Genomic DNA, 23253 nt, shown 5'->3' with positions numbered 1-23253 from the left:
ATATCAATTGAATCTCAAATATTAAATCTTAATAGACCTCAACTATATTTAGTTAAAACTTTAGTAATATACTATATAACCTTAAAACTTAATTTTCCTCCACTTTTGAGAGTGCATGGGTGCAATTCTGTTAAGAATATCAACAGCTTCAGTAATATTAACACTAGGACCGCCTGAGAGTATATCCATTAGTTCATCGGACTTAGCATCGAAAAATACACGTAGCAAATAAGAATTTGGTCGTCTTCTATGTATTTTTTGTAGTTCTGATAATGTAGATATAACTTTCGATTTACCCTCTTTTGCACTTTGTGCCATAACATCTAAGCCCTCAATATGATAGCTATACATTGTAGAGCGGATTTCCTTAAACGTTGGTGACATTAAATTATCGATTAAAGCAAAACGCGATTGCAGACCGTCTTCTAATTTCCAGCCTTGCCCATTAATTTGCTGTGAATAATTGGCAATAGTCTGTGCTTGCTTAAAGTATTCGTCACCTCCATTGAGTGCAAACGAATCTGCATCTGTTCCTAAAATCATATAGATATGAAAAGATAGTACCGATATGAGGTTAGATTCGAACTGAATAGGGTTGAACACCAAATTCTGAAACTCTAGATACTGAAAGTTAAACTCCTTATCGTTATAATTATATACTGGAGAACTGTATGTAGAATTATAAACTGGTCGAGATGAGGACACTTGTAATGTGGCTTTAAATCTGTCATTTTCATAACTACTTACGTTAATGACCATGCTACAATTAATGCGTTCTTCTGATCCAAAAGATTTCTCAGTCCATTTTGTTTTATTAATAAACTCTGTCAACTGTTTTTCAAGAGTATTAAAAACAACATTATTGTCATTTCCTGTTTGTTGTGCTATAACATTAACCGTACAGTTTAGTTCTTGAGCAAACATAACTGTTGTAAATAAAAAAGCCGATAATACTAATATCTTACGCATGTAATTGTTTTAATATCTGTTGCATTAAATCTTTAGCTACTTCTGCTTTAGACTTAAGTGGGTTTTCAATAATATCGTTAGACGATGTTATAAATGTAACTTTATTTGTTGATACTCCAAAACCTGCGCCTTTATCCTGTAAGGAATTGAGTACTATCAAGTCTAGGTTTTTGGATTTTAATTTACCTTTAGCATGCTCTAGCTCATCATTGGTTTCGAGTGCAAAACCTACCAAAAATTGGTGTTTCTTAATCTCTCCAAGCGATTTTAAAATATCCTTAGTTTTTTCTAATTCAATACTAAACGTTGTATCGCTCTTTTTTATTTTCTTATCGGCTACAATTTTGGGTCTGTAATCTGCAACTGCTGCAGAAAGTATTGCTATATCAGAATTACTAAAATGTTTATGAACTTCATTATACATATCTTCTGCGCTAACTACAGATCTTACCAGTACCAAACTATGGCTAATGCTTTGGTGAGTTGGACCAGTTACCAAGACAACCTCAGCTCCAAGATTCGCAGCAGCAGCAGCTATTTCGAACCCCATTTTCCCACTAGAATGATTCCCAATAAAACGTACTGGGTCTAAAGCTTCGTAAGTTGGGCCAGCTGTAATGAGAATTCGTTTACCAACTAAAGGTAATTGGTCTAGAATATCCTTTTCTATAAAGTTAATAATATCTTCAGGTTCTGCCATCCGTCCTTCACCAACTAATCCGCTCGCTAATTCACCAATACCTGCAGGAATCATTTTATTTCCGTAAGATGCTAATTTTTCAAACGAGGTTTTGGTGGATTTGTGCTTGTACATATCCAGATCCATAGCTGGTGCAAAATATACAGGACATTTAGCCGAAAGGTAAGTTGCCAATAGTATATTATCACAAACACCATTTGCCATTTTTGCCATAGTATTTGCAGTAGCAGGAGCTATAACAAAATAATCTGCCCATAATCCTAAATCAACATGGTTATTCCATACCTGCCCATCGTCTTCTTCATCTACAAAAGCAGAATAGACTGGGTTTTTGGATAATGTAGAAAGTGTGAGTGGAGTTATAAAATCCTTAGAAGCAGGCGTCATAACAACCTTAACGTTAGCGCCTGCTTTAATGAATAATCTTACTAAACTAGCAGATTTGTATGCGGCAATACCAGCAGTAATGCCTAATAAAATGTTTTTGTCTTTTAGAATAGACATGGAAATTTACTCGATAATCGAGATTTATTCTTGAGTATCCTCAGTGTTTCTGTGATAAATCTTATCATCTAACCACTCTTTTACAGCTAAAGCATGTGGTTTTGGTAATTTCTCGTAAAACTTAGAAACTTCAATTTGTTCCTTGTTTTCAAAAATTTCTTCAAGACTATCGTTATAAGTAGCAAACTCTTCTAACTTATCAATTAACTCACGTCTGATATCTGTATTGATTTGTTCTGCACGCTTCGCGATTACAGAAATGGCTTCATAGATATTATCAGTCGGAGCATCAACCTCATTTCTGTTATACGTTACCGTTGAAACTGGAGCGTCTGTCTTTTTTAAGTCCATCATTTATTTAGTATTATCTTTTGTATTAATTTTTTGTAATTCTTCGTTTAATTTCTGCTGCCATTCTAAAGTTTCTTCTTGAAACTGTGAGTTTGGATATGCTTTTTTAAACGCTTTATAATAATTTATAGCGAGCTGTAATCGTTCTGCTTTAAGGCTTTCTATACTTAAAAGTGCTAAGTTATATTCTGCATGTAACCTATAATACAACGCTTCTTCTTTCAATCTTGAACCTGGAAAATCAAACAAAAAGTTGTTGAATGATTTTACAGAAGCTTTGTAATCCCTTATTAAATCATATTGCTTAGCAATTTCGAAAGCCTTTTTTTCTAACTTATAGTCTAATTCTTTAACAAGCTTATTAGCTTCTTCTCCATATTGTGAATTAGGATATTGATTAATGAACAATTGAAATTTCTCAATAGCCTCTACGGTTTCTTTTTGTTCTTTAGAATATACAGGGGAATTGTAATAATAGCCTTTTGCGGATAAGAATGCGGCTTGTTCTGCTTTCTCACTTTTAGGATATACATCTGTAAACTTATCAAAATGATAGCTAGATATGTAATAATCCTTCAATTGGTACGAGCACATAGCATGCATAAATGTCAATTTTTCTGCTTGGGGTTTCCCTCTGTACTTAGGAAGCACTTGCTCAAACAATCGAAATGCTTTGTTATATTTACCAGCTTCGAACAATTCAGTACCCAGTTTGAATTTCTCACCCACATCTTCAGACCTTAAGGCTTTCTGAAAGTCACTGCACGAAACTAACACTGTGGTAATAAATAATATGTAAAGTCCTCGCTTCATAAATTTTAAACAAGTTGCAAAAGTACGCATTATTAACGGAATTTGAAAGTAAAAATTATGTGCTAAAATAAGCTCAAATTTGGGTGCTAAATATAGTTTAGATAAAATTTAACTTTTGCCCAAGTCTCGTATAGCTGTTTCGATATTTTTTTTGAGCATATCTGTGGCCTCAACCAAAGGCAATCTTACATACGATCTCGATATATTCAGAGCATCTAAAACAGCTTTAATACCTGCAGGGTTGTTTTCTGAAAAAATTAAACCTGTAATAGGCATTAATTTAAAATGCGTATTATAAGCCTCCTTAGCTTTACCTGCAATACCTAAACGAATCATCTCAGAGAATTCTTTTGGCAAAGCCTGTCCAATAACAGAAATAACGCCAGATCCTCCTGCCAAAACAACACCCAAAGCCAAATCGTCATCGCCAGAAATAATTAAAAAATCACTAGGCTTTGTCCTTAACAATTCTAAATATTGCTGCACATTATTACCTGCTTCTTTTACTCCTATAATGTTTTCAAAATCATTTGCTAACCTTACTGTTGTTTCAGGCAACATATTAGAAGATGTTCTTCCTGGTACATTGTACATTATAATTGGCAATGGAGAAATCTCTGATATAGCTTTAAAGTGCTGATATATACCTTCTTGAGTTGGCTTACTGTAATATGGGGAAACTGATAAAATGGCATCTATATCAGAAAAATCTGTTGTTTTAATTTCATTTATTATAGAAGTCGTATTATTACCACCAATGCCTAAAACCAGTGGTAATCTTCCATTATTTATCTTAGCGATAAATTTTACTAATGCCTTCTTTTCTTCTGCAGTAACTGTAACACTTTCACCTGTTGTTCCACTTATCACCAAATATTCTATTTCGTTTTCGATATTGTATTTTACCAGACGTTCTAATGCGTCATAATCGATACTTAAATCAGGTTTGAATGGTGTTATTAATGCAACTCCTGTACCTATAAAATTGCTCATCATAATTTATTTAGAATGCTTAGATATTTTTTAAATTCTACTTTAAAAGTTTTTATGTCTTTTGGTTTGGTTTCTATGATTAAATCATACAAGCGCTCATCATTTCTACATAAGCCAACCTTTAAGTTTGCTTTAGATGCTGCAGTAATAAGATTCAAATGTAAATTTTCATTTTCATAGTAACTTATTAGCACATCGTAATCCTCATCAATAAAAGCCTGTAAATCTATATTGTTAATTTTTCCTTTCCAACCAAAATCCTTAGGGCTAAAATACGTTTCCCATTGGCTAGATTCGAACTTATCATCACCAGTATAAGCAATAATCTTGTGCTTTGGAGATGTTAAATTCAATTCTTTAAAATACGCCCTAAAAGCTTCGAAATCATTAAATTCGTCTGCATTTAACAGTACCGAAATCGTCTTTACCTTATGATTGTTAACAGCCACTTTTCTGGCATCTAACAATTTGTTAACGTATTTTCGGTTTGATTTTTCCTTAAAAGCTTTTAAAAACATTTATCTTTAGGCTTTGTGCAAATTTAGTAAAAGCGTGCACATATATTAGTTAACAACCTATAAGTTATTCAATGACTATTAAACATATTTTTAAACTTCTATTTTTAGTTTTTATTTTTTCGTGTAATAACGATTTTCATTTGTCGAAAATTGAGGGTAATCGTATAGAAATTGATGAAACTATTACTACAGATTCTGATGTAGAAAACTTTATTGCACCTTTTAGAGAAAACGTAAATAAAAACCTTGACAGCATTATTTCATATGCTCCTGAGACATATTCTAAATCTGATGGAGAGTTTAATACAACTATTGGAAACTTAATAGCAGATGCTGTATTTGAAGAAAGCAATCCTATTTTTAGCAAACGTACTGGAAACACCATTGATTTTGTACTTTTAAATCATGGGGGAATTCGATCTATAATCTCACAAGGAAATATATCAATAAGAACCGCTTTTGAGGTAATGCCTTTTGAGAATTCGGTTGTTGTTGTTGCTCTAAAAGGTGAGCAAATATATATGATGATAGATTATTTAGCAAGAGCCAAACGTGCGCATCCAGTTTCTGAGCACCTACAACTAACCTTAACCAAAAATTTTGAAATTAGCTTTGTTGCAGTAAACGGAAAGCCCATTGATAAAGCCGCAACGTACTATGTGGCTACAAATGATTATTTATATAATGGTGGTGATAGCATGAATTTTTTTCACCCTAATGATAGTTTATATATTCTTGATTATAAAATTAGAAATGTACTCATTGATAATTTTAAAAAGAAGGACACCCTCAACCCAAAACGCGATAATCGCTTTATAAAACTAGAAGATTAGATATGAATAGAAGACAATTTATACAACAATCTACAGCTGCGACTGCTTTGTTAGGTATTGGCGGTATTGGATTGCAATCTTTCAACAGTTCAAATGCTAAAAAAATCACTATTCTGCATACCAACGATGTGCATAGTCATATAGACCCCTTTGGACCAAACCATAAAAGAAACCCTAATAAAGGTGGTGTAGCGAGGCGTGCTACTTTAGTAGAATCAATTCGAAAAGAAAATCCCAATACGCTGTTGTTTGATGCTGGTGATATTTTTCAGGGCACACCTTATTTCAACTATTACGGTGGCGAACTAGAATTTAAACTAATGAGTATGCTCAACTACGATTTAGCGACTATTGGCAACCATGATTTCGACAACGGAATTGATGGACTTAATGCGCAATTACCTCATGCTAAATTTGAGTTTGTATCTGCAAATTACGACTTTAAGAATACTGTAATGGACACGCATGTAAAGCCTTACAAGACCTTTATAAAAGATGGAATTAAAATAGGTGTATTTGGATTAGGAGTACAACTCGAAGGTCTTGTGGATAAAAACATGTATAAAGAAACCGTATACAATCACCCTATTGAAATAGCTCAAGATATGTCTCGTCTTCTAAAAGAAGAGCAAGCTTGTGATTTAGTGATCTGTTTGTCTCACATAGGTTATTATTATCGAAATAAACCCGATAGAGTTTGTGATTTAGCCCTAGCAAAAGCAACTAAAGATATTGATCTTATTATTGGAGGACATACCCATACATTTTTACCAAAACCAACGATTGAAAAAAATAGTGTTGGTAAAAATGTACTCATCAATCAGGTAGGAGCATATGGCCTTTATCTTGGAAAAATTGACTTCTATTTTGAACTAGGAAAAGCCACTAAAGCGGATGGAGCTTCTATAATTGTATAGAAGAAATGTAAGTAACTTAGATTTGAACGTCTAAGATTTTTGTAAACCTTATAAATTATGAAGTCTAAGAAAATCATTTTAGTATTAAGAATTATAGTTGCTATCATCTTAATACAAACACTCCGTTTTAAATTCACCGCTCATCCAGATAGTGTTTATATTTTTGAAACTGTGGGCTTGGAGCCTTACGGAAGAATTGGCATAGGTATACTAGAACTTATTGCTGGTATATTACTTCTAATACCCAAAACTGTTTGGGCTGGTGCAGCATTAACATTAGTTCTAATTGGCGGTGCTATAATGATGCATTTAACACAATTAGGAATTGAAGTAAAGGGTGATGGAGGCGTATTATTTTACACTGCAATCTTAACTTTTGCATTGAGTGCTGTTATATTAGTTTCACAACGTAACAACATCCCTTTTTTAGGCAAAAACTAAGCCTCTAACTGCTCGTCAGTATAAGCAGGTTCTGGGCCTGTAAAATCTAATTGTGATTGTAAATAGAAAAACAAAAAAGCTATTACCAAAAAGAACGAATAGATGAATCCTAAGTTATTATCATTTAGTATATAGTAATAAGCTAATTGAATTATCTCAGAAAATACAATACATATAGAACCAATTAAAAACAGCATAGATTTATTATCGTTTCTATACATATAATTAATTAAAGCCACAGATAATAATAGCATTATAATGGCATTATAAACAAACTCTAAAATATACTCCTCATATGAAAGTACATTCTGTGTAGTATCAGTAACCAGAATAACACAGAAGATATCCAAGACTATCAATATGATTATAGGTATAGATAACTCAGAAAAAACCTTTTTCAGATTAAGATCCACAAGCATTTTAATCGTTAAAAAAGAATATGAAATGATATAAAGAGTGTTTGCTGTATAATAAAAATAATCTGTTTCGCTATCTTTAAATTCTGGCGCAAAAAAAGCATAAAAACTTACCAATTGGGCAATTGTAAAAAAGATTAAAAACCAAAAGAAGTATTTGGTTTTATGTTCTGTCCAACGGCAATATAAAAATGTAAGTATTACAAGCATTAATGCACTTATGGCAGAACCTTCCTTTTCAAAAGCAAAGCCTTGAAGCACTATAAAGACTCCTCCCAAAAGCAATAAAACTACTTTTAAAATTTTATTTACTATCATTAATCAATCCCTTATTAATGAAGCGAATATAAAATTTTTTTACAATTAAACGATAAAAAAATACATTTTATCGATAAAATACATAATTTCGTGTAAGAAATTATTTCAATAAGCCTAAAAATGCTTGTTCAGAAAGGATTACAATGTTTAAGTTTTCTGCTTTAGCTCGTTTACTAGGTCCCATTTTATCACCTGCTATAACATAACTTGTTTTAGATGAGATTGATGAAGATACTTTTCCACCATTATCTTCTATCAGTTTTTTAAGTTCGTTTCGGGATACGGATTCAAAAACTCCTGAGACTACAAATGTTTGTCCTTTTAATTTTTCAGTTTGGTTAGCTAGTTTATCTGCAGAGATTTCGAGTTGTACACCAGATGATTTTAAACGCTCAACTATTGTTTTATTTTCTTCAGAAGAAAAGAATTCAACAACACTCTCTGCAATACGTTCACCTATTTCATCAACTGTAACTAAATCTATAGCTGAAGCAAACATTAAGGCATCAATAGATTTATAATACTTTGCCAATTTTTTTGCAACGGTTTCACCAACATAACGAATACCTAAAGCAAAAAGAACACGTTCAAAAGGAATCTGCTTAGACGTTTCTATTCCATTAACTAAGTTTTTGGCACTTTTTTCTGCCATTCTCTCTAAAGGAATAACCTGTTCAACTGTTAGCTCATACAAATCAGCATAATTTGCAATCAATCCTTCCTTAACTAACAATGCAACTGTTTCTCCTCCCAAACCCTCAATATCCATTGCTTTTCTAGATATATAATGCTGAATACGACCAATAACCTGTGGTGGGCAAGTATTATAGTTAGGGCAATAGTGCTTAGCTTCACCTTCTGGTCGAATAAGCTCTGTTTCACATTCTGGGCAAGTGGTAATATATGTTGTTGGTTGAGAATTTTCTGGGCGTTTTGTTAAATCTACAGCAATGATCTTAGGTATAATCTCACCTCCTTTTTCTACAAAAACCTCATCTCTTTCTCTAATATCGAGCTTTTCTATCTGGTCTGCATTATGTAATGAAGCACGTTTCACAATAGTTCCTGCCAATTGTACCGGTTCTAAGTTGGCTACTGGTGTAATTGCTCCTGTTCTACCGACTTGATACTTGATTTCATTGAGCTTTGTTGACACTTGCTCTGCTTTAAACTTGTAGGCCATTGCCCAACGTGGTGCTTTCGCTGTAAACCCTAATTCATCTTGTTGATAGAAACTATTAACCTTCACCACTACACCATCTATCTCATAAGGTAAATTATGCCGATGTTCGTCCCAATACTCCACATACTCTAACACCTCATCAATTGAATTCACCAATTTTGCTTCATTCGGGACTTTAAAACCCCAGGCTCTTGCCTTTTCTAAGCCTTCAATTTGCGAAGAAATATTAAGGTTATTTCCTTTTATACTGTAAAGCAAACATTCTAATGGTCGTTTTGCAACTTCTGTACTATCTTGTAGTTTTAAACTTCCAGAAGCTGTATTTCTAGGATTTCTATATGGTTCTTCATCATTGGCCATACGGTCTTCATTCATCTTTAAAAAACCTTTTATTGGCAGAATGATCTCACCTCTTATATCAAACCTTTTTGGAAAATCACCTTTTAATTGTAATGGAACAGTCTTTATAGTTTTAACATTTGCTGTGACTTCATCACCTTGCACTCCATCTCCTCTTGTTACTGCTCTAACTAATTTACCATCTTCATAAGTAAGGTTCATAGAAGCACCATCATACTTGAGCTCACATGTATATTTCACTTCTCCATCTACAATTTTTTTGATACGGGTTTCCCAATCCAACAAATCTTCTTTAGAATATGAGTTATCTAAGGAATACATTCTAAAATCATGAGCAATGGTATTAAAATTTTTGGTAATTGTTCCTCCTACACGTTGTGTCGGCGAATTGGCATCAAATAATTCTGGGTGTTGCTCTTCTAAAGCTTGAAGTTCTTTAAGCTTAATATCAAACTCATAGTCGCTAATCGTTGGGTTATCAAGAATGTAATAGTTATAATTGTGTTGACGTAGTTCGTCTCTGAGGGATTGTATTTTTTGTTGTGTATTCATTTAAATTTTAGCTAAAACTTTAACTTTACTTTTAAATATTGAGGCTTATAATCAGATTGGTGCATTCTATTTTTATTAACAATAATTATAGCAAATTCTGTGCTGGATAACCATTTTATTTTACTACCGTGGTCTTGAATCCAATGTACAAATCGAAACCCTTTTTCAAAATTAATAGTCCTATCCTTTTTTATTTTAAAAATTTCTAAATAAAACTCATCATCATAAATATCATAATAAAAACTTATAATCCTCTTTTTATCTGGTGAGATATTTGGAAAACCTTGAAACATTATAGTTTGTTTACCAGATGTTTTATCTATAAACGAAAAGAATGCGTCTTCAGCTTCATAGTAAATATGGTACATTAAATACTGGTTTAAAAACTCTATATCTCCATAAAAACTATGTGAAGAGCCCTTATAATCCGATATGCTTTTAAATACTAGCGTTGTATCTTTAAGGGGTAAGTTGATGTCTTGTGTATTATCTTCATTAGCTTCAATTTTAACATGTTTATTTTCTTTATAAAAGTTGATATCCATTTCTTTTATTGCGTTAAAACTCTTTTCTGAAATTAGGTCAAAATCAAAATAAGAATCTAAGCACTTAGGGTATATATTATCTGTAATATCGTAAAGTCTTTGGGTTTCATATTCAATACCATAACAAATTTGACTTTTATATACTTTCACCTCATCTATACTACCTAAAAACCCTTCAAAAACATAGCGTTTTTTTACTCTGGATGTATTACCCGTAACATTATTCCACTTAATCGCTGCCCATCGTCCTTTTAAAATCTTTCCGTCATCATTAATCTCTGCAATAGAATCACTGTAGCCTAAAATATCTACTACATCTCCATTATTAAACTTACCGTCTATCGTACCATCTAATCTTCTAATATTTAGGCCATTTTCGGCAACTACAAATTTTTGTTCAATAGGGATTTCGAAACGCAGGTTATTTCTGTAATACGCATCTATTATAGAATAAAGCTCTTCTTCGGTATTAAAACCTGTAACGTATTGGAATGTTCTATTATACATCATTAACATGCCGTAGTTACTTTTAAAATAATCTAACCTATCATAATAACGTATTCTATTGCCTTGATCTACACCGATAACCCGCTTTGTTGAATTAGATATTTTAATACCTTCAGGAAATTTCAAGTACTGTTTTACACGTGCAATGTTATATCTGTAAAGTGAATCTTTTTCCAATATACTGTCCTCTTTTTTAATAATTTGAAGCTCATCTTTTGAGGGTAGAAAAAAGACAATCTCTTTACCTGACACTATTATCGTGTCCTTAGGAATAGTACTAAAATCATAATCTAGAGTTGTTTTTTCTATTATTTTATCTTTTGACAAAGTAGTATTAGAAGTGGTACTGTTTTTTTCATTTTTACATGAAAAACAACAAACTAAAATTAACATAACTACTAATTGTTTCATATATTGAGATACTTACTTTCGTAGTAATTTAAAGCCCTTTTTTATTCAACCATTTTGGTGCAGGTAACGGCACATAGTTATTCATTTTATCTAACAAGCCATCTATAGTTGTATCAACTACCACAGCATCAAGATTTTCTTGTTTTAAAAATCCTCTTTCTACCATTATTATGCATTGTGCTATCAATGCGTCGTAATAGCCATTAATATTTAAAATACCTATAGGTTTAGTATGCAAGCCTAATTGTCCCCAAGTAGTGATTTCAAAAAACTCATCCATGGTACCAAATCCACCAGGAATAATCATAAACCCATCACTTTTATCATACATTATTATTTTACGGTCGTGCATATTATCAGTTACAATAAGTTCCGTAAGCTCTGTATTTACAATCTCTTTGGTTTTTAAAAAATGAGGAATAATACCTATAGTTTTACCATCTTTATCTATAACACCTTGTGCTACTTTACCCATTATACCAATCTTAGCTGCACCATAGACCAAAGTAATCTCTTTAGTTGCAAATACTCCTCCTAATTTATATGCTGTAGAAATTATATCTTGGTCATTCCCTTCGCTACTGCCACAAAATACTGATATGCTTTTCATCTAATTCTTTATTCCTTTTAACATTCTATAATTTCCGTTTAGGTCTTTTCGTAATTCAATGTTTTCATAATTTGCATCAATCAGTATTTGCTTTGTTTCTTTCCCAAGATACTGGTTAATTTCAAAATAAAGACACCCATTTCGTTTCAAATTATTAGTAGCAAATTGTGAAATAGTTTCATAAAAGACTAATGGTCTTTTGTCTTCCACAAATAATGCTAAATGTGGCTCATTATCTAATACATTGGACTTTATCTCAGGTTTTTCGAGATGCCTTACATATGGTGGATTAGATACTATGATATCGAATTTAGATTTCGTATAAAGTGTGGAATGAAAGTTCTTATTTAATATATTAGCTTCAATGAATTGAATATCAACTTCGTTTAATTCAGCATTTTGCTTAGCTACATTTAATGCCTCTTTTGATACATCTAAGCTATATACCTTAGCATTTTGCAAATGTTTGGCTAAACTAACCGCTATACAACCTGAACCCGTACCAATATCCAGTATTTTTATTTTAGCTGTTTCGTTTCGCTCTTTATAATCTTTAATTATCCAATCTACCAATTCTTCCGTTTCTGGTCTTGGGATTAGCACATGTGCATTCACTATGAATTCTAATCCATAAAACGCTGTTTTACCAAATATATATTGAATTGGTTTTTGTTGTTTTAAATCTTCGAGAATTTTGAAAAAAATATCTGTTTCAGACTTAGTAATAGTATATTCTGGCTGAAGTGCCAATTGAAATCTTGGAAAATCCAGATAATGCTCTAAGCACAAAAAAAAGAAGCTATTTACTTCCTCCTTACTATATATTACATCCAACACTTTATGGAATATATTTTGAAGCTCTCTTAATAACACTCTATAAATCTTTTATCATCCAAACAGTACAAGAATAATGTCCTGTATCTCCCATGGGTTTATCAATAAACTCAAAGCCTACTTTTTTATACAGTTTTCTGGCATCATCCATATATGGCATAGTTTCTAAATAGCATTTATCAAAACCTGCTTGTTTCGCAAAATCGAGACATTTCTCCATCATTTTAGTACCTAAACCCTTCCCTCTGGCTTCAGGCATAAAGTACATTTTTTGCAATTCACAAACATTACCTTCGTAATTATTTAAAGGTGATATGCCTGCACCTCCAATAATTTCGTTTCCTTTTTCGACAACAAAATAGACTTTGCGAGGCATATCGTAGGTTTCAGTCATACAATCTAAAGCTTTGTCTTCGTATGCAGTACCGACTTTTGGTACACCAAATTCTATTAAAACTGAACGAATAGCTTTGGCAATCTTTGGATTGTCCCTGAGTTCTATTTCTCGAATAACAATAGTATCTTTACACATTAAAAAAATAATTTTTCAGACTGCATCGAAGATATAGATAATTCACATTTTATGACTAAAAGAATTGTATTCATTTCGTTATTTTTTACACTACTTTTCAACTGTACTGTAACTGAACAACCTAAATTTTTAGGGATAGAGAACATTAAGGTTGTTAATTCTAACATAGAGTCTATAACTTTTAAAGCTGAGGCCTTATTTACCAACCCAAATGATGTTGGAGGTGTTTTAAAGGCAGAAGACCTTAAGGTATATGTTAACAATACTGAAGTTGCCACAGTAGTTTCAGACGAATTTAAAGTGCCTTCTAAAGAAAATTTTACCATTCCCTTAATTGTAGCTGTAGCTAGTGATAGTATTATTGACAAAAAAAATCTTGGTAGTTTATTGGGTAGTTTAATTTCTCAGAAACTAAAAGTGCAATATAAAGGTGAGATTAAGTATAAAGTTTTAGGATATTCCTCAACCTACACTGTAGATAAAACTCAAGACATAAAAATAAAATTATAATTGAGCCACCACGAAACTTACATTAAACGCTGTTTGCAAATTGCAAAAAATGGCTTGGGTACAACACAACCAAATCCAATGGTTGGTGCAGTTGTGGTCTACAATGACACTATCATTGGAGAAGGTTTTACTAGTTCTTATGGACGTAATCATGCAGAGGTTAACGCCATTAAATCTGTAGACAATAAATCTTTATTAAAAAAAAGCACGCTCTACGTAACCTTAGAGCCTTGTAGTCACTTTGGTAAGACTCCCCCCTGTAGTGATCTAATCATAGAGTATCGTATCCCTAAGGTTGTTATAGGATGCGTAGATAATAACCCAGAAGTTGCTGGCAAAGGTATTGCTAAACTTAAAGCTGCTGGTTGTAAAGTTATCGTAGGTGTTTTAGAAAACGCGTGTAAAAATCATCATAAACGCTTTTTTACATTTCACAATAAAAAACGTCCTTATATTATTTTAAAATGGGCTGAGACTACAGATGGCTATATAGCACCAAAATTTAAAAACGAACAGAAACCAGTTTGGATCACTAATCAATATTCAAGACAGTTAGTGCATAAATGGCGTGCAGAAGAGCAAGCCATTTTGATTGGTAATAATACTGTTTTAAAAGACAACCCGAGTTTAACAGTTAGAGCCTGGAAGGGGAACAACCCTATTAGAATAGTTATAGATAAAGACCAAAAATTAGCTGCTGATTTTAGGGTTTTTAATGATGAAGCCAAAACCATAAGGGTTTTGAAAAAAGTTCTTGATTTTAATCAATCAATAACACGCCAAATTACCACTATCTTATATAAAGAGGATATAAATTCCGTTATTGTTGAAGGCGGATCAAAAACACTTCAGGCATTTATAGATGAAAACTTATGGGATGAAGCACGGGTTTTTATTGGGCGTATGGAATTTAAATCTGGTGTAAAAGCTCCTATACTAAAAGGGCAGTTAATTTCTGAGCATGAAATAGAAAATGATGTATTAAAAACTTACACAAACAACTAATACGATTATCGCTTTTACTAAAACAACAATATGATTAAAACACTAATATTCGATTTTGGAGATGTATTTATCAACTTAGACAAAGAAGGTGCAATGCAAAACGCGCTCAACCTTTTTAAACTAGATGCATTTGATAACGATATGATTAATGTTAACATTCGATATGAAATTGGCAAAATTTCTACTTCAGAGTTTATTGATTTTTACACTTCAAAATTTTCAAATTTGAGTAGGTCAGATATTGTTAGTGCCTGGAATTATATTATCAAAGACTTTCCAAAACAGCGTTTAAATTTTATTAAAAATTTGGCGCAAAGTGGTAATTATAAGCTTATACTTTTAAGCAATACTAACGATATGCATATTGATTTTATTAAAGCTAATGTTGACTTTTATAATGATTTTAAGCAATGTTTTGATAAATTCTATCTTTCACAAGAAATACATCTTAGAAAACCCAATAATGATGTTTTTGAATTTGTTTTGCAAGAAAATCACCTAGATCCAAAAGAATGCCTTTTTGTAGATGACACTAAAGAAAACACTGATGCAGCTCTATCTTTGGGAATTAATGTTTGGAATATTAACGAAACCCAAGAAGATATTGTTAATCTTTTTGAAATCAAAAAAGCGCTCTTTTGATCTATTTACTTTTCAGTACATTATCATCGATGGCAATTTTTGTGTTATTTAAACTCTTTGACAAGTTTAAAATAAATACTTTACAAGCTATAGTTGTTAATTACTTTACTGCTTTTACCAGCGGTTCTTTACTTTATCAAGGCAATATTAGTATAGAAATTTTGTATACCAACTGGTTTTTTGCTGCAATAACATTAGGCTTTCTTTTTATAAGTATATTCTATGTTATGGCGCTAACTGCACAAAGAAATGGCCTTTCTGTGGTTTCTGTCGCTAGTAAAATGAGCGTTATCATCCCCATTTTATTTGGTATTTTTATATACAACGAAAGTACAGGAACTTTAAAAGTTGTTGGAGTCATTTTGGCCTTAGTCGCAGTTTATTTAACTTCAATAAAACAGAAAGGCGATACAGTTCTAAAGCAATCCCTATACCTGCCAACTATTTTATTTTTTGGATCTGGTATCATAGATACTTCTGTCAATCATTTTGCCCCAAAAAATCAAATGCAGTTATTCCTAGCTATAATATTTGGAATTGCTGGTAGTATTGGGGTTTTTATTTTGGGCTACAAGTCAATTAAGGAAAATCAGCATTTTAAATTAAAAAGCATACCTTTTGGTATTGCACTAGGCATAGCAAATTACAGCTCTGTGTTTTTTCTTTTAAAAGCATTACGTGTTGAAGGTTTTGAGAGTTCTTCTATATTCACTATTAACAATGTTATTATTGTTGCCTTTACAACATTAATAGGCTTAATACTTTTTAGAGAAAAAATATCCGCAAAAAACTGGTTAGGTATAACTACTGCTATACTTTCAATTATTTTAGTAACACTTAATGATGGAAATTAAGGATACATACAAAACAATATTAACACCTTCTCAAGGAGAAATTTTTAAAGATAAAAACAGTAAGTTTTATGGGTTTGCTTTTCCAGTAACTACTGAAGCTCAAGTAAAAATTCATATCGAAACTTTAAAAAAACAACATTACTCAGCACGTCACTGGTGTTATGCTTATCAAATAGGTATAGAAACAGAAACTATGAAGCATAGAGCAAATGATGATGGAGAGCCAAACAATTCTGCCGGAATGCCCATATATGGACAAATACAATCTTTCGGAGTGACCAATATCCTCATAGTGGTCATCCGTTATTATGGTGGTGTAAAACTTGGTGTAGGCGGTTTGATTAATGCGTACAGAACCGGAGCGCAATTAGCTTTAGAAGCTTCAAAAATCATAGAAAAGACTATTGACAAAAATTTTGAACTCAAATTTGAATACAAAAACATGAGTAAGGTAATGCGAATGTTGAAAGAAAATCGAGCTGAAATCATCAATCAAACATTAGAGCACAATTGCTTGTTGGAAATCTCTGTCAGAAAAGGCAACAGTAATAAAGTATTTAAACTTTTTAATGCGTTTTTTGGTATTGAAATACGTGAATTATAACGAATAATTTTGCAGTTTATCTAAAAGGTATTTTGGACAACGCGTAGGTCTATTGCGTTCTTTATCAATAAAAGCTAAAACTGTATGCCCAATTGCCAGTAAATCATTGGCTTGATTTCGTAGTTCATACTCAAACTCAATAGATGCAGTAGGCATCTTTTTTAATGTAGTTTTTACTTTAAGAACATCGTCATAACGTGCTGAATTTTTGTAATTTATAGATAAAGAAATCACAGGAAGCATAATGCCTTCCGCTTCCATACCACTATAGCTCAGTCCAAACTCACGCAGCCACTCAGTTCTGCCAACCTCAAAATAAACAGCATAATTAGCATGGTATACAACGCCCATCTGGTCTGTCTCACCATAGCGAACCCTTATTTTTGTTTCATTAAAATTCATTTTTGTTGGACGGTTTAAGAAAAAATTTGTAATTTCAACAAGTTTTAAACATGATAAAAAAATTCTAAATATTCAATAATATTTGATTTTTTTTTTAAGAATTTTGTTCACATATTTGTCATGCACAAAACTACAAGAGAATCCTAATTCTCTTTTTTTTTGCTAATCTAACTAACAACGAAAATTTAACTTAACGAATGGATATCACAGCGGAATCTGTATGGAGTAATTGTCTCGCCTTTATAAAAGATAATATACAACCACAAGCCTACAAAACTTGGTTTGAACCTATACAAGCTGTAAAACTTTCTGGTAATGCATTGAGTATTCAGGTACCTAGTAAATTTTTCTATGAGTGGCTAGAAGAGCATTATGTGAAAATCTTGAAAGTTTCGCTAACTAAAGAGCTCGGAGAAGATGCTAAGTTGGTTTATGTTATTAAAATGGAAAACACCTATGGCAATAAACAACCATTTACTGAGAAGATACCAAGTTCTAATAGAACTCCTGTAAAATCTCAAGATGTAGATGTTCCTTTTAATAATAAAAGCCCAGAGCTAAAAAATCCTTTTGTAATTCCGGGTATTAGAAATGTAAAGATTGAATCGCAATTAAACCCAAGTTATACATTTGAAAATTTCTTAGAAGGAGATTCTAACCGCCTGGCCAGAAATGCAGGTATTGCTGTAGCAAATAAACCTGGCGGTACATCATTTAACCCCCTTTTAATTTTTGGTGGTGTTGGTTTAGGAAAAACGCACTTGGCTCATGCCATTGGTGTTGATATTAAAGATAAATACCCAGAAAAAACAGTTTTATATATCTCAGCAGAGAAATTTACCCAACAGTATATAGATTCAGTAAAAAAGAATAATAGAAATGACTTTATTCACTTCTATCAAATCATTGATGTACTTATTATTGACGATGTACAATTCTTATCAGGTAAAACAGGCACTCAAGATGTGTTTTTCCATATTTTTAACCACTTACACCAAAATGGCAAGCAAGTAGTGTTAACAAGTGATAAAGCACCTGTAGATATGCAAGATATAGAACAACGTCTCTTATCGCGATTTAAATGGGGACTTTCTGCAGAATTACAAACCCCAGATTTTGAAACCCGAGTTTCTATACTTAAGAACAAGTTGTATAGAGATGGTGTAGAAATGCCTGAAGAGATTATTGAATATGTTGCCAAGCATATTAAAACTAACGTAAGAGAGCTAGAAGGAGCCATTATATCGTTAATTGCACAATCATCTTTCAACAAAAAGGAAATTACCATTAACCTCGCAAAAGATATCGTAGAGAAATTCGTTAAAAATACTAAACGTGAAGTATCTATCGATTATATACAAAAAGTAGTTTCTGATTATTTCCAAATGGATGTAAGCACGCTTCAATCTAAAACACGAAAGCGTCATATAGTTCAAGCACGACAATTAGCCATGTTTTTTGCTAAAAAATACACAAAAGCATCATTGGCCAGTATTGGATCTCAAATAGGTCAACGTGACCACGCTACAGTACTACACGCATGTAAAACAGTAGATAATTTATCTTCAACAGACAAACAATTTAGAAAATATGTTGAAGATTTAGCTAAAAAACTATCTCTATAAAATTCAATGGCATGACTCGTATTCTCATGGTGTGTTTAGGCAATATTTGCCGTTCACCACTTGCTCATGGCATTTTAAAGTCAAAACTTCCTATAGATCGTTTTTATATAGATTCAGCAGGGACAGCGGCTTATCATATTGGAAACTTGCCAGACTCCCGATCTATTAAGGTCGCTAAAACTCATGGAATAGATATTAGCGATCAGAGTGCCAGACAGTTTAAAGTATCAGATTTTGACACTTTTAACTATATCTATGCTATGGATGCTTCAAATTATAATAACATAATTAGTCTGGCAAGAAACAACAAAGACATTGGTAATGTAAAGTTATTCTTAGAAGAAAATGCTTCGATTTCAAATAAAAATGTACCAGATCCTTACTACGGAGATATGAGTGATTTTGAACATGTTTTTAATATTCTTAAATCGACTTCTCAATTACTCTCTGAAAAATTAATACGCAATCACCTGTAATACATTTCCTAGTATTATATGTTTTTTTGTAATTTAGTGGCAAAACACCCCTAAAAATTAACGCTATGAGAAAATTACTACTACCAATTCTTTGCCTATGTTTTTATATGGGTATTACACAGAATATCGAAATTGAATCATTCGCAAGCGGTTTTTCAAGCCCTCTTGATATACAAAATGCTGGAGACGACCGCTTATTTATAGTAGAGCAAGCCGGAAGAATTAAAATACTAAACTCTAACGGCACTGTTAATACTACCAATTTTCTTGATATTACTAGCAAGGTTTCAAGTGGTGGAGAACGTGGGTTATTGAGTGTTGCTTTTCACCCAGATTATACCGCAAACGGTTATTTTTATGTTAATTACACCAATAACTCAGGTGATACAGTAGTATCAAGGTTTACAAGAAATACCGAAAATACAGCAGACGCAAGCTCTGAGTTAATATTGTTAACCATAGATCAACCATTCGGTAATCACAATGGAGGCTGTATTGAATTTGGCCCTGACGGGTATTTATACATTGGCACTGGAGATGGTGGCTCTGGTGGTGACCCTGGTAATCGCTCACAAACTTTAAGTACATTATTAGGTAAAATGCTCCGTATAGATGTAGATAATACAACAACTAGTCCTCCTCTAAATTACGCTATTCCTGCAGATAACCCTTTTGTAGGAGTTACAACAGCTAGGGATGAGATATGGGCATATGGATTACGTAACCCTTGGCGTTTTTCTTTTGATTTAACTGATAGCAAACTTTGGATTGGTGATGTAGGGCAAAACTCAACTGAAGAAATTAATCAAGTTGATATATCTGCTTCTGGCTTAAATTATGGCTGGAGATGCTACGAAGGTAGTAATACCTTCAATACCTCTGGCTGTCCATCAGCCAGCACATTAACCTTTCCTGTAGCTGAATATCCAATTCCTCCTTGTTTTTGTAATGTTATAGGTGGTTATGTATATAGAGGTTCTGTTTACAGTGATATTGCTGGCGTATATATTTTCGCCACCTTTGGTAATGGTCAAATAAGTACTTTGGATGCTTCTTATAATATTACCAATCATGGTGATTTTGGAGGCTCCTGGGTTAGCTTTGGAGAAGACATTAACAAAGAACTTTACATTGCTGATATTGGAGGCACTATATATAGAGTAAAAGGCTCTGTACTATCTATTGACGAATACACGTTAGAAAACTCTTTGACAATAACACCAAATCCCACTTCTGGTAATTTTGAAATCGCTATTAAGAATCAAAAAATACAGAATATTTCTATTGTAGATATAAAAGGAAGCTTAATTTTTTCGGAAACTAATATTAATGCCTTAAAGAAAAATATAGACTTAAATACTTCACCTACAGGTTTATATTTTATTACCATTACAGTAGAAAGTGGAGGTGCTATTACTAAAAAATTAGTAATCAAATAATGTATTGAAAAAAGAAAAATTATATCTTATACCAACACGATTAGGTGATAATCCACCTCTTGAGGTGTTACCAATCTCAATTAAAAAAGTAATTGAAGATATTGACTATTATATAGTTGAGAATGAAAAAACAGCTCGTCGTTTTATAAAACGAATTTCACCTGGTAAGTCTCAGTCAAAATTAAAATTAAATGTTTTAAACAAATATACTACTGAAGGTGAGCGCAATACCTTTTTAAACCCATGTCTTGAAGGCAAGTCTATCGGATTATTATCAGAAGCTGGTTGCCCAGCTATTGCAGACCCTGGTTCGGATATTGTAAACTTGGCGCATCAAATGAACATAAAGGTTGTACCGCTAGTAGGTCCTTCTTCAATACTACTAGCGTTAATGGCTTCTGGCATGAATGGTCAGAGCTTTGCATTTAATGGTTATTTGCCCATTGATAAAAATGAACGAAAAACTAAACTTAAAGCATTAGAACGCCTCTCTTTTGAGCAAAATCAATCACAGATCTTCATAGAAACCCCATACAGGAACATGAAGATGTTAGAGGATTTAACTAAGGTTCTTCATCCACAAACTAGAGTTTGTGTTGCATGCGACCTCACACTGCCCTCAGAGTTTATCAAAACATTGCCTGCAAAGGATTGGAAAAATAATAAAGAAGATCTTCATAAAAGACCAGCTATCTTCATTATACAAAAAGATTAAATTCTGGCTTTAGCTTTTTTATTAGGTTCTAATACAGAAGTATCATAGCCCGAAAATTTTCTCATGTAATGCTTTACTGTAGAACCATAAGCATCTGAAAAATTATGACTTCCATAACTACGCAAATACTTTTTAACACTACCAGGACCAGCTAAATGTGCAGCTGCTAAAATACCAGATTCTGTAATTTCCACACCACCTATAACCTTACCTTCAAAACGCTTTATATCTTTTCTTAAAATCCACTTGTTACGCTCAGCATTGGCAATAAATGCCTTTTCTTGTAATTCTGGATTATATAAAAACTGATTAGGATTATAGATACCTATAAGCTTTAATGTTTCTGCACCAAACTGGTATTTTCCTAAATACCCTAATGTGTTTACAGTAAAATAATTACCTCGAGATTCTTTAAACGCTAAAGCTTCTTTAAAACCTTCAAAAGATTTACCTAGATGCGGTGTAAAAATACTAGGATTTGTAGCGTCAGAATCTGATGCCATTGCTAATTGCTCAGAAAGATTATAATTAAGATCTAAGCCTTCAGTAGAATACTGATTAGAATCTAGTGAGGAATCTGGATACAATGCTAGGGCAATTAGTAAACAGATAGTAAACGGTAATAAAAAATTCTTAACCTTACTTTTTATCATAACAGCTAATTTTAAACTAATAAAACAGTCCCCAACTTGTCTTATCAAATTCGCGTGCAAATATACGACTTTTTTATAAATATTGAAAATCAACCTGTTAAGCTTTGTTAAAACTCGCTAAAAGTAGATATAATGTAGTTTTACACGCCCTTTATTATTAAGCTCTAATGTAGGAAAAGGCACTTTAATAACATTAAAAACATCAAATATGGTTTTTAGGAAGCGTGAATTTGTTTTAATTCGAGTTAAATCAACATCTAAGCTCAAGTAATATTGACGTATTCTATTTTGATTTAAAAACAAAGGATCTTTAGGCTCACCCGTTAGCATTCCATCTGCCCCATAGCCAAAAGCCAAATTCAACCAATTTGGTACACCTTCAATCTTTAAAAACGAATTGATATTAGCACTTAACCAATACGTTTGACCATTATAATCTTTTAAAAATTCCTCAGTCCAACCATCACCGAGTTTATCTGGGCGTTTTTTAGCAAAATGTGTACGATGAAATGAATATTTTAATGTAATGCGTTGTTCTTGCCATAATAATTCTTGTCCAACATACAATCCTGTACCAGCTACATTGGCAAACATATCTGTCCAGGAGAATCCCCATTCTTCAGAAAAGCCATCCATAACCTCAATAGCAGTTAAAAAACCTAAGCCTAAAGTAGACCCATATATCAATTGATCCTTTTTACTAACACCAACCCAATTTAAAGTATTTGCCCCTAAACGCCCCAATTGATAGGAAGAAAATACGTGACCCAGCTTATCCATTTGCAACCACTCGCCACCATCGTTAATAGTTTTGAATTTTGATCTTGGATAATCTGAATACCACAATTGATCGAGCCCAATAAGTGCAATTGAAGCTAATGAGACTTCTGTTACAACCACTGAATTTCGTCTAGATACATTTAAAGTATCACTTGGTTCTAAAAATTGATCGAGTTTAGATTGTGAAAAAAGCGAACCAGAAATGCAAAGCCATAAGATGATGTAAAGCCTCTCTTTCAAA

At 32.6% G+C, this 23253-nt stretch carries 27 protein-coding genes; 12 read left to right on the top strand and 15 right to left on the bottom strand.

The window, feature by feature from the left end; genetic code table 11:
- Positions 1-81: 81 nt before the first annotated feature.
- The 6 genes from Q0912_RS16720 to Q0912_RS16695 form a co-directional block, all read right to left on the bottom strand.
- Positions 82-969, bottom strand: a complete 888-nt coding sequence (locus tag Q0912_RS16720; protein ID WP_299117251.1) for a DUF4835 family protein — start codon at positions 967-969, stop codon at positions 82-84.
- Positions 962-2173: a bifunctional phosphopantothenoylcysteine decarboxylase/phosphopantothenate--cysteine ligase CoaBC gene (coaBC, locus tag Q0912_RS16715; RefSeq protein WP_299117249.1), complete on the bottom strand. Its 1212-nt coding sequence runs from the start codon at positions 2171-2173 to the stop codon at positions 962-964. Before coaBC ends, Q0912_RS16720 begins: the two co-directional genes overlap by 8 nt.
- 24 nt (positions 2174-2197) lie before the next feature.
- On the bottom strand, positions 2198-2524 hold the full coding sequence (locus Q0912_RS16710) for a DNA-directed RNA polymerase subunit omega (RefSeq protein ID WP_299117325.1): 327 nt from the start codon (positions 2522-2524) through the stop codon (positions 2198-2200).
- A gap of 3 nt (positions 2525-2527) precedes the next feature.
- On the bottom strand, positions 2528-3337 hold the full coding sequence (gene bamD / locus Q0912_RS16705; protein ID WP_299117247.1) for an outer membrane protein assembly factor BamD: 810 nt from the start codon (positions 3335-3337) through the stop codon (positions 2528-2530).
- Between the two features lie 108 nt (positions 3338-3445).
- Positions 3446-4330: a 4-hydroxy-tetrahydrodipicolinate synthase gene (gene dapA, locus Q0912_RS16700; RefSeq protein ID WP_299117245.1), complete on the bottom strand. Its 885-nt coding sequence runs from the start codon at positions 4328-4330 to the stop codon at positions 3446-3448.
- Entirely contained in the window at positions 4330-4848 is a 519-nt protein-coding gene (locus Q0912_RS16695; protein ID WP_299117243.1) for a hypothetical protein, read from the bottom strand. Before Q0912_RS16695 ends, dapA begins: the two co-directional genes overlap by 1 nt.
- 140 nt (positions 4849-4988) lie before the next feature.
- On the opposite strand from Q0912_RS16695, the gene Q0912_RS16690 reads away from it, so the two are divergent.
- Genes Q0912_RS16690 through Q0912_RS16680 form a run of 3 tightly spaced genes read left to right on the top strand, consistent with a single transcriptional unit; the run spans position 4989 to position 7039 of the window.
- Complete coding sequence (locus tag Q0912_RS16690) at positions 4989-5681, top strand: 5'-nucleotidase C-terminal domain-containing protein (RefSeq protein WP_366125140.1); 693 nt, start codon at positions 4989-4991, stop codon at positions 5679-5681.
- A gap of 2 nt (positions 5682-5683) precedes the next feature.
- On the top strand, positions 5684-6598 hold the full coding sequence (locus tag Q0912_RS16685; protein WP_299117239.1) for a metallophosphatase: 915 nt from the start codon (positions 5684-5686) through the stop codon (positions 6596-6598).
- Between the two features lie 57 nt (positions 6599-6655).
- Positions 6656-7039, top strand: coding sequence for a DoxX family protein (locus Q0912_RS16680; RefSeq protein ID WP_299117237.1), 384 nt, complete (start codon positions 6656-6658; stop codon positions 7037-7039).
- On the opposite strand, the gene Q0912_RS16675 is transcribed toward Q0912_RS16680, so the two are convergent.
- From Q0912_RS16675 to Q0912_RS16650, 6 genes are all read right to left on the bottom strand, one after another.
- The gene (locus tag Q0912_RS16675; protein ID WP_299117235.1) at positions 7036-7773 is read right to left on the bottom strand and encodes a hypothetical protein; all 738 of its coding nucleotides are present in this window, start codon (positions 7771-7773) and stop codon (positions 7036-7038) included. The genes Q0912_RS16680 and Q0912_RS16675 overlap by 4 nt on opposite strands.
- A 100-nt stretch (positions 7774-7873) precedes the next feature.
- Positions 7874-9868, bottom strand: a complete 1995-nt coding sequence (ligA, locus tag Q0912_RS16670) for an NAD-dependent DNA ligase LigA (RefSeq protein WP_299117233.1) — start codon at positions 9866-9868, stop codon at positions 7874-7876.
- An 11-nt stretch (positions 9869-9879) separates the two neighbouring features.
- Entirely contained in the window at positions 9880-11331 is a 1452-nt protein-coding gene (locus tag Q0912_RS16665) for a hypothetical protein (protein ID WP_299117231.1), read from the bottom strand.
- Positions 11332-11359: 28 nt separating this feature from the next.
- A complete protein-coding gene (locus Q0912_RS16660; RefSeq protein ID WP_299117229.1) occupies positions 11360-11941 on the bottom strand; it encodes a TIGR00730 family Rossman fold protein in 582 nt (193 codons plus the stop codon).
- Positions 11942-12814 carry a peptide chain release factor N(5)-glutamine methyltransferase gene (gene prmC / locus Q0912_RS16655; protein WP_299117227.1) on the bottom strand — a complete coding sequence of 291 codons (873 nt, stop codon included), beginning with the start codon at positions 12812-12814 and terminating at the stop codon, positions 11942-11944.
- A 1-nt stretch (position 12815) separates the two neighbouring features.
- On the bottom strand, positions 12816-13307 hold the full coding sequence (locus Q0912_RS16650) for a GNAT family N-acetyltransferase (protein WP_299117225.1): 492 nt from the start codon (positions 13305-13307) through the stop codon (positions 12816-12818).
- 51 nt (positions 13308-13358) lie between these two features.
- On the opposite strand from Q0912_RS16650, the gene Q0912_RS16645 reads away from it, so the two are divergent.
- The 5 genes from Q0912_RS16645 to Q0912_RS16625 are packed head-to-tail and all read left to right on the top strand — an operon-like array spanning position 13359 to position 16922.
- Positions 13359-13817: an LEA type 2 family protein gene (locus tag Q0912_RS16645; RefSeq protein WP_299117223.1), complete on the top strand. Its 459-nt coding sequence runs from the start codon at positions 13359-13361 to the stop codon at positions 13815-13817.
- Positions 13818-14822, top strand: coding sequence for a bifunctional diaminohydroxyphosphoribosylaminopyrimidine deaminase/5-amino-6-(5-phosphoribosylamino)uracil reductase RibD (gene ribD, locus Q0912_RS16640; protein ID WP_299117221.1), 1005 nt, complete (start codon positions 13818-13820; stop codon positions 14820-14822).
- A gap of 30 nt (positions 14823-14852) precedes the next feature.
- Positions 14853-15464, top strand: coding sequence for an HAD family phosphatase (locus Q0912_RS16635; protein ID WP_299117219.1), 612 nt, complete (start codon positions 14853-14855; stop codon positions 15462-15464).
- A 29-nt stretch (positions 15465-15493) separates the two neighbouring features.
- The gene (locus Q0912_RS16630; protein ID WP_299117217.1) at positions 15494-16318 is read left to right on the top strand and encodes an EamA/RhaT family transporter; all 825 of its coding nucleotides are present in this window, start codon (positions 15494-15496) and stop codon (positions 16316-16318) included.
- A complete protein-coding gene (locus tag Q0912_RS16625; protein ID WP_299117322.1) occupies positions 16308-16922 on the top strand; it encodes a YigZ family protein in 615 nt (204 codons plus the stop codon). Before Q0912_RS16630 ends, Q0912_RS16625 begins: the two co-directional genes overlap by 11 nt.
- Here the strand turns inward: Q0912_RS16625 and Q0912_RS16620 are convergent.
- Complete coding sequence (locus tag Q0912_RS16620) at positions 16917-17324, bottom strand: thioesterase family protein (protein WP_299117215.1); 408 nt, start codon at positions 17322-17324, stop codon at positions 16917-16919. The two genes, Q0912_RS16625 and Q0912_RS16620, sit on opposite strands and share 6 nt — an antisense overlap.
- Before the next feature lie 197 nt (positions 17325-17521).
- On the opposite strand from Q0912_RS16620, the gene dnaA reads away from it, so the two are divergent.
- From dnaA to Q0912_RS16600, 4 genes are all read left to right on the top strand, one after another.
- Positions 17522-18949: a chromosomal replication initiator protein DnaA gene (gene dnaA / locus Q0912_RS16615; protein ID WP_299117213.1), complete on the top strand. Its 1428-nt coding sequence runs from the start codon at positions 17522-17524 to the stop codon at positions 18947-18949.
- Positions 18950-18960: 11 nt separating this feature from the next.
- Positions 18961-19425, top strand: coding sequence for a low molecular weight protein-tyrosine-phosphatase (locus Q0912_RS16610; protein ID WP_299117211.1), 465 nt, complete (start codon positions 18961-18963; stop codon positions 19423-19425).
- Positions 19426-19490: 65 nt separating this feature from the next.
- Complete coding sequence (locus Q0912_RS16605; protein WP_299117209.1) at positions 19491-20864, top strand: PQQ-dependent sugar dehydrogenase; 1374 nt, start codon at positions 19491-19493, stop codon at positions 20862-20864.
- A 4-nt stretch (positions 20865-20868) separates the two neighbouring features.
- Entirely contained in the window at positions 20869-21579 is a 711-nt protein-coding gene (locus tag Q0912_RS16600) for an SAM-dependent methyltransferase (protein WP_299117207.1), read from the top strand.
- On the opposite strand, the gene Q0912_RS16595 is transcribed toward Q0912_RS16600, so the two are convergent.
- Both Q0912_RS16595 and Q0912_RS16590 read right to left on the bottom strand, forming a co-directional pair.
- Entirely contained in the window at positions 21576-22232 is a 657-nt protein-coding gene (locus Q0912_RS16595; protein ID WP_299117205.1) for a peptidoglycan-binding protein LysM, read from the bottom strand. The two genes, Q0912_RS16600 and Q0912_RS16595, sit on opposite strands and share 4 nt — an antisense overlap.
- A 117-nt stretch (positions 22233-22349) precedes the next feature.
- The gene (locus Q0912_RS16590; RefSeq protein ID WP_299117203.1) at positions 22350-23252 is read right to left on the bottom strand and encodes a DUF2279 domain-containing protein; all 903 of its coding nucleotides are present in this window, start codon (positions 23250-23252) and stop codon (positions 22350-22352) included.
- Between the last annotated feature and the right edge of the window lies 1 nt (position 23253).

The sequence above is a fragment of the uncultured Winogradskyella sp. genome (assembly GCF_947498345.1).
GTDB lineage: Bacteria > Bacteroidota > Bacteroidia > Flavobacteriales > Flavobacteriaceae > Winogradskyella.
The sequence above is the reverse complement of the archived record's forward strand: the minus strand, read 5'-3'. Positions and strand labels throughout refer to the sequence as shown.